Origin of the sequence: Flavobacterium sp. CF136, assembly GCF_000282055.1 — a bacterium.
In the GTDB taxonomy this organism is placed as follows: domain Bacteria; phylum Bacteroidota; class Bacteroidia; order Flavobacteriales; family Flavobacteriaceae; genus Flavobacterium.
Map to the genome: position 1 here is coordinate 1 of NZ_AKJZ01000075.1, position 14,275 is coordinate 14,275.

Sequence of the window (14,275 nt, forward strand, 5' to 3'; positions counted from 1 at the left end):
ACATAGCTATGTTTATTAATACAAGTAAAACGCCTTTTTTAAGTTACAAAATCTATGTTTCTATGTGTTGAAAATAATTACACCCAACGGGTTAAGTAAATAAATTCCCTATTCAAAATCCAAATAATCTTAGGTTGTCAACTTTAGATTATACTATTATTTGGGTCATTGAGTTAAGGTTAGTCATCAGAGTTACGTTATGGACAACAGAAAGTTTATATTAAGTTTAAAAAAAGGTAAGGAAGCTTCTTTCAGGGAAGCTTATCTAAATTACTATGATAAACTGATAAACATTGCCAAACGGTTTAATTTTTCTGTCCTCACCCCGCAAGATTTTGTTCAGGAGACTTTTTTAAGACTCTATAATAAAAGGGAATTACTCAATGAAGATGTCTTATTTGATAAACAATTGTTTACCATATGCAAGAACATCATTATCAATCATGTTAACAGGGAAAATAAAATAATCCAGCTTGATCCTGAGTTCGAAACTGTACAAGAGGATCCTGAAACCGGAATTTTTGAAGAAAGAAGGGAAAAATTATATGCCTTCATAAATCTTCTTCCTGAGCAGCAGCAAAAAATATTTACTTTACATAAACTGGAAAACCTTAGCTATAAGGAGATTGCAGCAATTACAGACCTTTCTGAAAAGACGATTGCCAATCATATTTATCTTGCCAGTAAATTTATTAGAAAAAAAATCGAAGACCATTAGGAACTTTTGTGTTCTCGTTTGTTATATATAAAACGGAAACATAGAAATGCATATTGAGGCTTATAAAACGGATGTCAGAACCAAGGAGGATGCAAGCTTTATTGTAGTTCTTCTGCAGTTCGTAATTTCTGATTGTATAATGAATTTTGATTTAGAAGATTCTAATCATGTTCTAAGAATCGAAACCAACAGGGATATTAAAGAAATGGTCTATCGTGTTTTTAATAAGCAGGGATTTTATTGTCAACAACTTTAATGCTCAAAACATGGATGAGAAAAAAATAGAAGAGGAATTGAAAAAGATCTGGGATGAAACTCCCGTTTCACATTCCGATAGTGTAAAAGAAGCTTCGTGGGAACAATTTCAGTCTAAAGCCTTTTCTTCAAAAAAGAGGAAATTTAAAGCATGGCATTTTGCAGCAGCGGCAGCAGTTTTGATTTTCATGTGTATCGGAACCGGAATTTATTTCAATAGAGGCCCTTTGCAAGATGATATTTTCCTCGCTTCAAATGTAATTGAAAATTATACTTCCAAAGTAAAAACCGTAGCCTTGCCGGACAGCTCAAGGGTAGAATTAAATCCGAATTCTAAAATTGTCTACGCCAATAATTTTAACGTGAATAGAAAGGTTGAAGTTACAGGAGAAGCTTACTTTAAAGTCAAAAAGGATAAAAAACATCCTTTTCAGGTCTTTTGTAATGAAACTACAACTACGGTATTGGGTACTTCTTTTACGGTAAGCGGATATCCAAAAAAAGAAATAAGTGTAGCACTTTATGAAGGAAGTGTTCAAATGACGGTAAAGGATCAGGATAAAAAATGGATTTTGGTACCTGGCGAAAAATTCACTTATGGAAATAAAACTGCTTCAGTAGCTGAATTTAAAAGATTTACAGATTTTGAAAACGAGAAGCTGATTGCTGTTAGTGATTACATTAAGGTAAACTATGGTTATAAAATGACAATTCCGAAGGAATACAATAACCAGCGAATTACGATACGAATAAATAAAAAAGAAGATTTAAAAACTATTGTCCAATTAATATCAGAAATGTATAACCTAAACTATGAAGTAAATGAAGATTTAAAACAAATTACTTTTCGATAGAAAAGAAAAAGGATGCACTAGCCGCGAAACTACACATCCTCCTCGTATTGAGGACAGTATAAAACTGTCCCTATTTAATAATATTCAAAAATACAAAATTTCATGAAGCATATAATTTCAGCATGCTTTTTTTTATTCAGTTTGTGTATGTTCTCACAAAATATAACTGTAACTGTAGATAAAACTGTAACGTTAAAAGACTTATTTAAACAAATTGAGAATCAAACGGACTTTAAATTTGCCTTTACGGATCAAATTAATACGGGACAAAGATATTTTGCCAAAAAAAGTACTTATAACCATATCGAAATACAAAACCTGATCAACGAACTGAATAAGAATAGTTCGATTCAATTTTCGATTGTAGGGAATAATATTTTTGTAAAGCAAAAACCTTCGAAAGCAGCCAAAAAAAAAAATAAGTTAACAGGACAGGTCCTTGACGATAACAAAGAGTCCGTTATTGGTGCCAATATTTTTATCAAAGAACTTGGAACAGCTGCCACAACCGATAAAAATGGAATGTTTTCTATAGAATTGGATAAAGGAACTTATACTGTTTCAATTAGTTATGTTGGTTTCAAAAACAAAGAGAAACAAATTACGGTTGACGATGATGTAAGAATAGATTTCAGTATGGAAACTGACAGCCAGCAATTAGAGCAGGTGATAGTGACCAATACCAAAGCAGTTGATATCAGGAATACCCAGATGAGTGTCAATAAACTTTCTATGGAAGAGATCAAGAGGATTCCGGTTGCGATGGGCGAACCGGATCCTTTAAAGTCGATACTGACATTGCCGGGAGTTACAAATGCCGGTGAAGCTTCTTCGGGTTTTAATGTCCGCGGTGGTGCTGCCGATCAGAACCTGATTCTTCTGGATGGTGCTCCGGTTTACAGTGATTCTCATATGTTCGGGTTCTTCTCGGTTTTTAATGCCGATATTGTCAATGGACTGGATTTATACAAAGGAGGTATTCCGTCTAAATATGGAGGACGTGTTTCCTCTGTTCTAAATGTAAGTCAGCAAACAGGAGATTTTGAGGACTTCAGTGTAAATGGAGGTATTGGACTGATATCGAGCCGACTTTTAGTTCAGGGACCCATAAAAAAAGAAAAAGGATCCTTTATCATCGCAGGACGTGCTTCGTATGCGCATTTATTTTTGAAGCTGGCAGACAATAAAAATTCTGCCATGTTTTATGATATCAACGCTAAATTAAATTATCGGCTAAGTGCCAATAACAGTGTTGCTTTTTCCGGGTATTTAGGGAATGACGTTTTTGATATAAATGAGCGATTTTCAAGTACCTACGGAAACACTATGGGCATCTTAAACTGGAAACATAAATTTTCTGATGATTTAAACACAAATTTATCGGTTTTCTACAGCGACTATAAATTTAATCTTGGATTGCAGACGGAAGATTTTGAGTGGGACAGCAACATCAGCAGCTACGGACTTAAATATGACTGGGTTCATTCCCTGTCGGAAAAGTTTAAGCTTAATTACGGAATCGACGGTTTGTTTTATAATTTTAATCCCGGTACCGCGAAACCTACCAGCCCCGGTTCACAGTTCAATTACAGGCAGCTGGATAAAAAATATGCCTTAGAATCCTCGGCCTACCTTGATTTTGAACATCAGATTACGGAGAAGCTGAATCTTCGTTACGGACTTCGCTATAGTTTGTTTTACCGTTTAGGAGGGGAGGAAATTAGCACATATGAAGATGGTAAAGCTGTAGCATATAATCCGTTATATAATATTTATGAAGAAGGGACTCCAACCGGAAGCATATCCTATAAAAGCGGTCAAACCATAAGTAAATTCAATAATTTTGAACCACGATTTGCTTTGTCATATGCTTTTAATGACGACACTTCCGTGAAAGCAAGTTATAACAGGATGGCGCAGTATATTCATATTTTATCCAATACCCAGTCTCCATTACCAATGAATATCTGGACGCCAAGCGGTCCGTTTACCAAACCACAATTACTTGATCAGTATGCAGCAGGATATTTTAAAAATTTTAAGGGCGGTGATTATTCTTTTGAAGGAGAATTGTTTTATAAGAATATTCAAAACCGAATTGATTATATTGACGGAGCAGATATAATCGCAAATAATAATATAGAACGGGTTATTCTCAGCGGTAAAGCCAGATCGTATGGTTTGGAATTATTATTTAGGAAAAACACCGGAAATTTCACAGGATGGGTTTCTTATACCCTGTCCAGGGCAGAACAGAAAACTCCCGGAAGAACGCCTGACGAACCGGGTATAGCGAATGGTGGATGGTATTTATCAGGATATGACAAATTACATAATTTAAGTATTGTCGGAAGTTATAAATTCAGTCCCAAATGGTCATTTGATGCTAATTTTTCCCTGCGTTCCGGCCAGCCTGTAACGTATGCAAATGGTTATTATGAATTTGGAGGAATCAATATCCCTAATTACTCACTGAGAAACGAAAACAGGCTTCCGCTTTACCATCACCTGGATCTGGCTGCGACATACACACCTAAACCCGATAAAAAGAAAGGATGGCAAAGCTATTGGGTATTCAGTATTTATAATATCTACAACAGACAAAATGCTGCCTCTATGACCTTTACAACAAATGAGGATACCGGAGCGAACGAGACCAGAAGGTTATCCATCTTTGGATTGGTACCCGGAGTTTCTTATAATTTTAAATTTTAATAACATGCAAAAGTTAAAAAAATATACCTTTAAAAATAAAGCTCTGACTTTATTTAGCCTTCTTTTTGTTTTACTTTTTTCATCCTGTGAAGATGTAGTAAATCTTGATTTGGAAACAGGGGAAGCTAAAATAGTTATTGATGCCGAAATAATCTGGCAAAAAGGAACAACAGGTAATGAACAGACCATAAAAATCAGCAAAATGGCCCCTTATTACAGTACTGTTACACCAAAAGTCTCTGGAGCACAGGTAAGGGTTGAAAATAGTAATGGAACTGTTTTTACTTTCAACGAAACACAGCCCGGTGTGTATGTGTGTACTGATTTTGTTCCTGCTCTTAATATGGATTATACGCTGCATGTTCAGGCAGAAGGACAAAGTTTTACAGCGGTTGAAAAGCTGATGTCCGTGACACCAATCAAGAGGGTTGAGCAGGGTATGGTTCTCGAAGGCACCAAGGATATAATCGAACTGACATTCTATTATGATGATCCGGCAAATGAAGTCAATTATAACCTTTCAGATTTTAAAAGTGATTTCCTGCTCTTTCCAGAATATAACCTGATGGATGATGATTTTTTTAATGGAAATGAAATTAACATTCGATTCTCTAACGAAGATATGAAGGCGGGAAATATCGTTGAAATTACAAATCGGGGTATTTCCAGAAATTTTTATAATTATATGAATTTAATTCTGGAGGCATCCAATGCAAATCCTTTTGGAACACCTCCGGCCAATATCAGGGGAAATATTGTGAATGCCAATGACGCTGCTAATTTTGCTTTGGGCTATTTCAGGCTTTGTGAAGCAGATAAAGTTTCTTATACAGTAAAATAAAAAGTTTAATTTTTTATTGGTTGATTTGTAATTGCATCTGGCATATAAAAAAATGTATGTCAGATGTATATTAAATTACCCCATTATTTTTACCGTTATTTTGAAGATGCAGCAGCACCAATTCCTGCGGCATATTTAATTCCTTCTGTCAGGTGTTTGAGAAACAGCGGTTCAGCATAACTGGCTTCCGTATGTCCGCCTCCGGTATAAAAGGCTCTGCCGCCTTCAAAGGAATGATACCACGCAATGGGATGATTTTTACCATTTGTTCCTCCGGAATAAGTACTTTCGTCCAAAGTAGCTATAACTTTAATGTCTGCCGAAATATCGGAATAGTTATACCATTCGTCAGTTCGTTCCCATCGTAAAGGAAGACCTTGTGTAGCAGGAAAACGAGTGCCAGTAATATCTATGACTGCTTTCAGAACGTTTGGATTATTAGGATGTCCGGCAAACTTCGCCCCGACAAGACGAATGTACCATGGCCAGTCCGGCTCCGTATCTGCAGCGGAATGAATACCTGCAAAACCTCCTCCGGATTTTATATAGTGTTCAAAAGCTTCCTGCTGACTGCTGTTTAGAACATCGCCGGTAGTGTTTAGAAATAGTACCGCACTATACACCGCTAAACTGTCTTTTGTAAAATCATCTGAATTATCGGTTACCTTAACTTTCAGTCCGTTTTGACTGCAGATTAGTTTTACAGCTTCGATTCCCTGAGGTATTGATGAATGGTGGAATCCGGCAGTTTTGGTAAAAACTAATATTTTTTTGGCTGTCGTATTGAACTGTTTTTTTATGCTGCACGATAAAAATAGTGCAGTTGCTAAAAACACGGCTGTAACAAGTATGTATATATTTCGGGTCATTTACGAATGAGTTGTAAGGTTAATTATTCATTTTTTTATAGGCTAACTTCTTATATACGAAACTAATGTTCCTTTATGGATCAAAATTTGAGGTATAAACGAAGTTAGTTAATATACTTAATTGTGAAAATCAATCTCAAAATTCTTCATTATGATATTGATGCTATTATAAGACACATTCAAAAATCCCAATAACTTTCAAGTTTTCAAATTCATCATCTACTAATTCAATATCATTATATTCAATATTATAAGAAAGTGGCTTTAAAACAATTGCTTGATGATCCCATTGGTCGTTTTCAATATTTTTTGTACTGTGATATTCTTTTATGGTATAGCCAGCACCAAAATCAGCATCTTGAATATTCATACTTTCTACTAGTACTATCTTTCCATTTCTAGAGCCGCCAGAATCTTTTTTAAACAAACAATACGAACCATTTGGAATTATTTTATTCATGGATTCACCTTCAATTTTGCATACAAAATATCCTTCCTTAGTAGTGATGTGAAAAGGTAATTCAACCCATTTAAAATCCGAATGTATTTGTAAATCACTAAAACTACCTGCAGCAGCGGTGATATCAACTAAAGGAACAGAATTCACATAAGGTTTTACTTCTGCAAATGGTAATATTCTAAAAGGGATTTCATTTTTAAAAGTTTCAATATTGTTCTTTAAATAATTTCTTAAACCTTCATTGCAAGCATAAATAAATGTTCCTTTAATCCCTCTGTACATTATTGTTTTGTAAATATTGATAATGTAAACTCGTAAATCTTCTGGAGTTTTTATTCCATTTTTACCGTACTTATCAAAATACATTTTTGCATTAACAACTATTTCTCCTGTTTTTTTATCGTAGTCAATTTCTCTTCCGAATATAACTCCAGTGTAATTCAAATCATACCCTTGAACAGTATGGATGGAACCAACTTCATGAAAAGCATTAGGGGAATTTACCCAATCTCTTTCAGTTTGATTCCACTGAAATTGTAAACCATCAATTTCAATATCTATAGCTTTTTTATCATTTTTTGATGCCCATGCCCATGAATATCCAGCTACCAATCGACTCAAACCATGGATTTTATCTCTTTTTCCAAGTTCAGTATACAAATCATTTAATGAATCAAAATTCACTAATTCATAATTTTCAATTTTAAAAAATTCAGTTGTTTTTCTTTTTGTGTGAAGCAATTCGTCTACGAAAGAAATGTAATTATTTCCACCTTTAACTCTCATCTGTGAAGTCAATTGAAGATTTAGAGTGTTAGAATCATTTAGAAGCCTATCAAAATGATTTCCGTCAATATCCGACGGTTTTACTGATTGAGCAGAATCATAGAAGAAAATCTGGTTTTTACTATTGGCTAATATCCAGTCCAATTCATTACCTGTATCATCTAAACCTAATTTTTGATTATTCTTTTTAAAAGCTCCCATCCAACCAATATTCTTGTATTGTCTCAATCGATGGGCTTCGTCAATAATTAACAAGTCATATTTTTCTTTTAAATTAAATGTCTCAGATGGATTAATAATCATGGAAGGTTTCAAGCCTGGGATTTTTCTAAAAACATTTTTCAATGATTCTCTCAAAGAAGTCATTGCAATAACCAAACCTATCTTAGCGTCCGGATATTTTGATTGAAAAGATCTTATGTAGTTTATTTCTCTTAGTTCATCGTCATTGTATTCCTCCAGAGTTGATTCTGAAATATCAGAATGCAACAACTTTATTAAATAAGTAGCAAGTATAGTTTTACCAGTTCCTGCGCTTCCTTTGATAAAAATTCGATTAGATTCTTTTACGCATAAACCACTTAAAATTTCAAGTACAGAATGGTATTGGTCTTCATTTAATGCTTTATATGGTGAATATTTAAAAAGTTCAGAATTTTCAATTTCAGTAAGAGATTTGCTTACAATTTTCTTTTCAATAAGTTTATTCCATATTTCTTTAAAAAGATCTTTGTATAAATCTTGTTGATAGTAGTTATGGTTAATTAATCCATAATTACCATTTTGAAGTTGATAAGTACCTTCGGAAGTTATGTATTGTATCAGATTAGATTCAATATCTAAAGTTGCGGATTTATTGAATTTGTCACTTCCAATAACCGAAATTTTATTTAGAACACTAGACTTATTTGGATTGCTGAGATGATTTTTAATTCTGCTGTATGCGTTAGTGGATTCACCTACATATGCAATACGTTGAGTCTCATTTTGAATAAAATAAACTAATGGCCACTGGTTTTTTACCCATGGATTTTGTCTTATTTTAGATAATGAATTTTTGTTAAAATCATATTGCTCAGAAACCTCAATAGACAGTCCAAATGATAAACTCATAGTTCGTTATATTTCTTAGCTGTCCCTTTAGCCTTATCAACAGGGTATTTTTGAGCATTCTTTTTAATTTTCTCTGAGACAATATCAAAGACATCCAGATTATGTTTTTCAGCAAGTAAAAAAGTAAAGGAAAGTATATCAGCAATCTCTTCTTTTAAACGATCTTTATTGATGTTTTCTACTTCATCATCTTTTTTCCATAAAAAAAGTTCATTTAATTCAGCTGCTTCGAGTGAAATAGCCAAAGCTAAATTTTTTGAGTCATGAAATTGTTCCCAATCCCTGTCATTTCTAAATTGGATTAATTCTTTGATGATTTTCTTGTACTTATCCATAACATTTCTTTTGTATCAAATTAATTAAAAAATACTGATTAATCAAAGAATTACTAATTGTTGTTTTTATCAAAAACTTCTAAGAATCTGCGTTTGAAGCGATTAAAATTATTCTGAGATTAATTAAAGATTACTAAAGTATTGATTATTTAATTAAGATGAATGTGGAAAGCAATAAGCGATTAAAAAAGATATGTTTCTTATCAAATTTAAGGGCCTGATACCAGTGAGGTTCTGAGAACTTTTATTTTCAAATTTGATTTTGATGAAATTGCTTAAAGTTAGAGACAATTATACAGTGATGAAGGAGAACACTTTTAGGAGTGAGGAGTTAGTTTAATAAAAAGCGCAAAGTCTTAATGATTTGTGCAATGTTTTCAATGTAAAAACCTTAGAGAGTGAAGAGATTACTTTTTCTTGTCATGATCGTGAGGCTTTAATTTTGGATGCTTTGGTTGATTTTCAGGATTAACTCGTTGTCTTCTGTCATCAGTTCCGTCTTCTTTCTGTCTTTTTGGTCCTGGTTTAATGTCGGCTGTAATTGTTTCCATACTTTTTTAGGTTAAATTAGTAAATTAGTTATTCAAATGTAAAAGCTATTTTGTATTGCGAAATTTTATATTTAAGCATATATGTATTCACTTTTACTTTCAACTTATAATTTGCGAAATTTCATTTTCAGTTACTTCTGGTTCTGACTTTCTCCAATTTTCAATTTCATCTTCTGCTGAAGAAAGATCTTCATCTTCTACATTCTGTAACTTTAAAATTATTAGTTGTAATATTTGAAATGAAGCAAAACCTTCTAGAAAATCAGAGGATTTATTGCATTTTACAGCATGTATTTTAGAAGCTTTTTTTAATAAGTTAATTTTCATTTTATTTGTTTTTAATTAATAAGTTACTGAACAAAAATTGGAAATGTTACTTTTTCAGTTGCTAAGTGATTTCGTATGATCTTACACTCTATATAGTGATGACCTAAAAATTTAGCATCAACAGTACATTCCGTGTGATTATCAAAATATTTGTCAAAATCAAGATTTAAAAGATTTTCATTCTCAGCTTGTTTTCCAGAATTTTTTCCTCGCCATTCTATTCTTTCAAAATCTAATTTTACAAAAGGTTTATTATTTCTTAATAATTTAAAATTAATTTTTTTTCCTTTTGCAATTGATGTTGAATTAGGATAATATTTCACGATATTACTTCCATCTTCATCAGATAAATAACAATCTATTACGATATCTTTTTCTTTGATTTCTAAAGAATCTGAACCACTTACTTTCCAAATAAAGGGTAGTGAATGTAGATATTCTTTCCAATTAAAAACAAAAAAGGGATAAGTTAAGTTTGGGGTGATATTATAGACCATTTCTTTACTATCTGAATTTTGATAATATGAATAAAATTCTTTCTTTAAATCAAGAAGCTTTTTAATATTATCACCTATCAAAATACAGTTATCATTTGCTTTTGCCTGAAGTTTTGCAGCCATATCGGTATGTAAACTTGTCGTTGTGAGTTCTTCGCAACCAGCGATACCATAATAAGACCATAGAACCTTTTCATCTTCTCCAAAATCTATTCCAGCTCTTATTTTAAGAGGTTTTAAATCATACTGTTTCATAATATTTGACAAATCAACAGATACAAATTGTGTTAAAACTGAAACAGCATTAAGAGCATTTATAACTGCATCATTCGGGTTTTTATCTCGTCTTACAAATTGTAAAAAAATGCCGTCACCTTGCAGTCTATGAACATGTCCTCCAAATTGGTTAGCTACCTCAATAGCTAATGTTAAAAGGGAGTCCTTTATTAATCTAACTTCTAGTAACGAATACTTTTCAATTAATCTTGTTGAACCTTTTATATCTATAAATGCAGATACACAATGGTGATTAATATAATCTGAACTTGTTAAATTACAAAAGTCTGGGTGTGGACCTATAGTTATTTTTGAAAAAGAATCTTTATTATTTCCAAAATATTTTTTTAAAGTTTCTTTATCATAACTAAACAATACTTTTGGTCCATCTATAGTTGATGGGAGATTTTGAGCATTACTATAAGATCTTTGATTTAATTCAGTTGCATTTTCTCGGCTAAAGTTAATGGTTTTTTGAGAATTAATTAGCTCTGGAGTAATCCTTACTTTTTTAGATAAAATATTATCAAAATCTTTTGTGTAATTTTCAAACAACTTCATAATTAAAATATTATAACAAACATTAATAATACAACTATTATAACTAATTCCACATAAATGAATTTCATTGCAGTTTCTAAGTTTTTATATTTTGTTTTTAAACCCTTAGCTAAATAAAAAGCTTGACTAGACATATCTTCTTCGATATTCAGATCTTCCTGTTTTAAGAATGATTTTCTAAATTCTTGAGAACCTTTAAATTCTGCGACCGAATTAAAAAATATATGAGAATGATATCCATCACTACTTGAATTACCTGACAGAATAAAAGGATAAACTGATTTTAAAATAAAAAGCATTGCAAGAAGGCTCAAAAGAGTTAAAAGAATAATCCCAATGTCAAAATAAATAATTGCATGATTACAATTTATCAATAATTCTATTTTTGAATAATTAGATATTATTACTCCAATAAGAAATGTATTCATTGCTAATAAAAAGTTACCTTTTGTATTTGCTCCAGTGATATACGTATCGAATCTTTGAATTATAAATTTTGAATGATCTCGTTCGTTTGTCATTTTTTTATTTTTTCTTGTTTATTAATTTAGAGGTTCATGCCTATATAATTTTAATATTTGAATATTTCTCAATCGGAAGAGCAAATATTAGTAATTAATAATTGTGATCTTTACGGAAAACCATAACTGACTAGATTATCTTAACAAGTGTAACGATAAATAAAAAACTAGGCAATGCGTATTTATACGTGTTTTATCTAAAAATATTTCTTTTAAAACCAAAAACCCTAGTCCTGATAGGAGGAAAAATCTTTTTGTGCAGGGGTTCGACACAAAAGATTTGAAGGACAGCAGGACACGAGCGATAGCGACTGATGGAGTAAATAGCTCCTAATAAAAACGAGACCATTTCTCCTAAAAGAAGCAATCTCGGCTTTCATCAACTTAAAAAACATTAGGCTGTTTTCCTCGCACTGAGATCATAAACTATCCTGGTTTGCTTTTCAAATTGTATTGTGGTAGTAATGGGGATTTTATGTTATTTTTTCAATTTTTTAATATCTGCTTCAATTTCCTTCAGGCTTTGCTCGATTTCTATCGTTTTTCTACTTTCTTTGAATTTTTCAAACTCTTCGGTAGATTTATTCAAAGCCATTTGATGACTGACCTTTCCTGCATGCGACAACAATTCTCTTCCGTTGAGCTGCAAAATACTATCGAGTCGCTCCGCCCAATCTTTCATGTACATTGGAGTTTGTTGTTGCGCCATGGTCTCGGCAAATGCTAAATATTGCTCTACCAATAATCCTAAAAGTTTTATTTCATCTTCATTAAGGTAATTTTTTGCTATGCTGACATCTGTTTTTTGAACTGTTTTAGCTTCTTTTTTATCAAAAGACTGCATTCCCAGTAATGGTAAAGTAGCATCAACTCTGCGGTATATTAATTCAGCTGCAGTGTTTTGAGAGATTGCCCAAAGGAGTTTGTTTTGTACAATTTTGAAGAATGAAATTGTTTTTTCGTCTTTTGGATCATAATCAATACTTGTAGTGTAAATGTCTTTTATTTTTTGATAGAAGAATTTTTCAGATATTCGTATTTCACGAATGCGTTGTTGCAATTCGTTGAAGTAGTTCATAGTATTTCCCGACTTAAAACGGTCATCATTCAATGCAAAACCTTTAACGATATATTCTTTTAATCGTTGCGTTGCCCAAATCCTGAATTGCGTTCCTTGTAGAGATTTTACTCTATAACCTACAGAAATTATAACGTCAAGATTGTAATAATTAGGTGCTTTTTGCTGAAATTCGGAAATTCCGAATTTGTGCATGCACAATTCTTCCTGAAGTTCTCCTTCTTCAAAAATATTTTTAATGTGTTCGTTAATTGTCGATTTGGCTTTGCCAAATAATTGTGCCATTTGGTCTTGTGTCAGCCAAACCGTTTCGTCGTTAAGCTGAACATCAATTTTAATATTGCCTTCCTGATTTTCATAAATCAGTACTTCCCCTGTGTTCATATTAAGCTGTTCTTTCATAAAACTCATTCCTAATTATTCTTTAACAACTATTCCGTTAATTTGTTTGGCAGCTTTGGGAATACTTGCATTAAATGCACAAGAATCTTCGTTGAAAGCCATTAAGAATTTTGTAAGGTTAATTCGAATGCTAAAGTATTGAATAATTAATTAAGATGATTAAGGAAAAACATAAAGGATCAAAAACAAAGATTTCTTTTTAAAACCAAGAGCCCTAGCCCCGATAGAAGCGAAAAATCCTTTTGTGCCGGGGTTCGGTACAAAAGATTGCAGCGAATAGCGGGAAACAGCTACTAATAAAAAACTTTTTGTAACTTAAATTCATGGAAAGTTTTATTACTCAGGATGTTGTTAAAAATAACAAAAGGCATATGTTTCGAAACATATGCCTTTTTGTGTTCTGTAATTTCTTCATTTACTATCTGATTCTTTCTTCTGATGATAATTTGAATCCGGAGTATTTGAATTATTTTTATTAGGAACCCAATTTGGGCTATCATCTATAAATTCTTCAACAGTTTGGGTATTTTTATTTTTTTCAGAATTTGATTTTAAACTTTGAAGATTTTCTATTGTGTCTTTTTCCGGACAATTTTCGTTATCCGGATCATAATTTTTCTCTACCATAATGTTCTGATTTTTTAAATTATATTTAGAAGAACTCTTTTTAAACAGTAGTTTTTTATTGAATTTTTGAGTCTTTTTTACAGAGATTGATTTTGTTTTATATCTGTTTTTATTAATACTGAATGTTGAGCCTTTTGTGGTGCCAGATTAGTATAAAGTTAAAAAATGATTCCTTTGTCTTGTTTATAAAATTGAAGTTTTTAATTATATAATTATCAGTATAACAGGAGATTTTAGGTACCAGAAGGCTTATTTTTTTGATTCACATTTCATATAAAGAAATGAAACATATTTACAAAACCAGCCAAGCTAAAAAGCGGAAGAAACAAATCGGAACATAACTGATTTTGCTCCGATTTGACTAATTTTTATTATTAATTAAGTTTGCCTTTTTGGACAGACACATTTAAAATTAACCCGTTGGGTGTAATTAGCAAAAAAGTTAATTTAACACACTTCGACTTCGCTCAGTGCAGGCTAGAAGCATAG

General features: G+C 32.1%; 14 protein-coding genes. 5 read left to right on the top strand and 9 right to left on the bottom strand.

Annotated features, from left to right (window positions below; genetic code table 11):
- Window positions 1-199: 199 nt before the first annotated feature.
- From PMI10_RS18625 to PMI10_RS18645, 5 genes are all read left to right on the top strand, one after another.
- A complete protein-coding gene (locus tag PMI10_RS18625) occupies window positions 200-718 on the top strand; it encodes an RNA polymerase sigma factor (protein WP_007810774.1) in 519 nt (172 codons plus the stop codon).
- 46 nt (window positions 719-764) lie between these two features.
- Window positions 765-974 carry a hypothetical protein gene (locus PMI10_RS18630; protein WP_007810775.1) on the top strand — a complete coding sequence of 70 codons (210 nt, stop codon included), beginning with the start codon at window positions 765-767 and terminating at the stop codon, window positions 972-974.
- 10 nt (window positions 975-984) lie between these two features.
- On the top strand, window positions 985-1,827 hold the full coding sequence (locus PMI10_RS18635; RefSeq protein ID WP_007810776.1) for a FecR family protein: 843 nt from the start codon (window positions 985-987) through the stop codon (window positions 1,825-1,827).
- A 102-nt stretch (window positions 1,828-1,929) separates the two neighbouring features.
- Window positions 1,930-4,542, top strand: coding sequence for a TonB-dependent receptor (locus PMI10_RS18640; RefSeq protein ID WP_007810777.1), 2,613 nt, complete (start codon window positions 1,930-1,932; stop codon window positions 4,540-4,542).
- Window positions 4,543-4,546: 4 nt separating this feature from the next.
- Window positions 4,547-5,383, top strand: coding sequence for a DUF4249 domain-containing protein (locus PMI10_RS18645; protein WP_007810778.1), 837 nt, complete (start codon window positions 4,547-4,549; stop codon window positions 5,381-5,383).
- Between the two features lie 95 nt (window positions 5,384-5,478).
- Here PMI10_RS18645 and PMI10_RS18650 read toward each other — a convergent pair whose 3' ends face one another.
- The 9 genes from PMI10_RS18650 to PMI10_RS18685 all read right to left on the bottom strand — a co-directional run bounded on the left by PMI10_RS18650 (window position 5,479) and on the right by PMI10_RS18685 (window position 13,786).
- Complete coding sequence (locus PMI10_RS18650; RefSeq protein WP_007810779.1) at window positions 5,479-6,252, bottom strand: ThuA domain-containing protein; 774 nt, start codon at window positions 6,250-6,252, stop codon at window positions 5,479-5,481.
- A 166-nt stretch (window positions 6,253-6,418) separates the two neighbouring features.
- Window positions 6,419-8,611: a DNA/RNA helicase domain-containing protein gene (locus tag PMI10_RS18655; RefSeq protein ID WP_007810780.1), complete on the bottom strand. Its 2,193-nt coding sequence runs from the start codon at window positions 8,609-8,611 to the stop codon at window positions 6,419-6,421.
- Window positions 8,608-8,946 (bottom strand): nucleotide pyrophosphohydrolase, encoded by a 339-nt coding sequence (locus PMI10_RS18660; RefSeq protein ID WP_007810781.1) that lies wholly within the window; start codon window positions 8,944-8,946, stop codon window positions 8,608-8,610. Before PMI10_RS18660 ends, PMI10_RS18655 begins: the two co-directional genes overlap by 4 nt.
- 407 nt (window positions 8,947-9,353) lie before the next feature.
- On the bottom strand, window positions 9,354-9,497 hold the full coding sequence (locus PMI10_RS22240) for a hypothetical protein (protein ID WP_007810782.1): 144 nt from the start codon (window positions 9,495-9,497) through the stop codon (window positions 9,354-9,356).
- Window positions 9,498-9,596: 99 nt separating this feature from the next.
- Window positions 9,597-9,824, bottom strand: coding sequence for a hypothetical protein (locus tag PMI10_RS18665; protein ID WP_007810783.1), 228 nt, complete (start codon window positions 9,822-9,824; stop codon window positions 9,597-9,599).
- Between the two features lie 23 nt (window positions 9,825-9,847).
- On the bottom strand, window positions 9,848-11,158 hold the full coding sequence (locus tag PMI10_RS21775) for a nucleotide-binding domain-containing protein (RefSeq protein ID WP_007810784.1): 1,311 nt from the start codon (window positions 11,156-11,158) through the stop codon (window positions 9,848-9,850).
- A gap of 2 nt (window positions 11,159-11,160) precedes the next feature.
- A complete protein-coding gene (locus tag PMI10_RS18675; RefSeq protein WP_007810786.1) occupies window positions 11,161-11,679 on the bottom strand; it encodes a Pycsar system effector family protein in 519 nt (172 codons plus the stop codon).
- Between the two features lie 478 nt (window positions 11,680-12,157).
- Window positions 12,158-13,168 carry a RhuM family protein gene (gene rhuM / locus PMI10_RS18680; protein ID WP_007810787.1) on the bottom strand — a complete coding sequence of 337 codons (1,011 nt, stop codon included), beginning with the start codon at window positions 13,166-13,168 and terminating at the stop codon, window positions 12,158-12,160.
- 402 nt (window positions 13,169-13,570) lie between these two features.
- On the bottom strand, window positions 13,571-13,786 hold the full coding sequence (locus tag PMI10_RS18685) for a hypothetical protein (RefSeq protein WP_007810788.1): 216 nt from the start codon (window positions 13,784-13,786) through the stop codon (window positions 13,571-13,573).
- Between the last annotated feature and the right edge of the window lie 489 nt (window positions 13,787-14,275).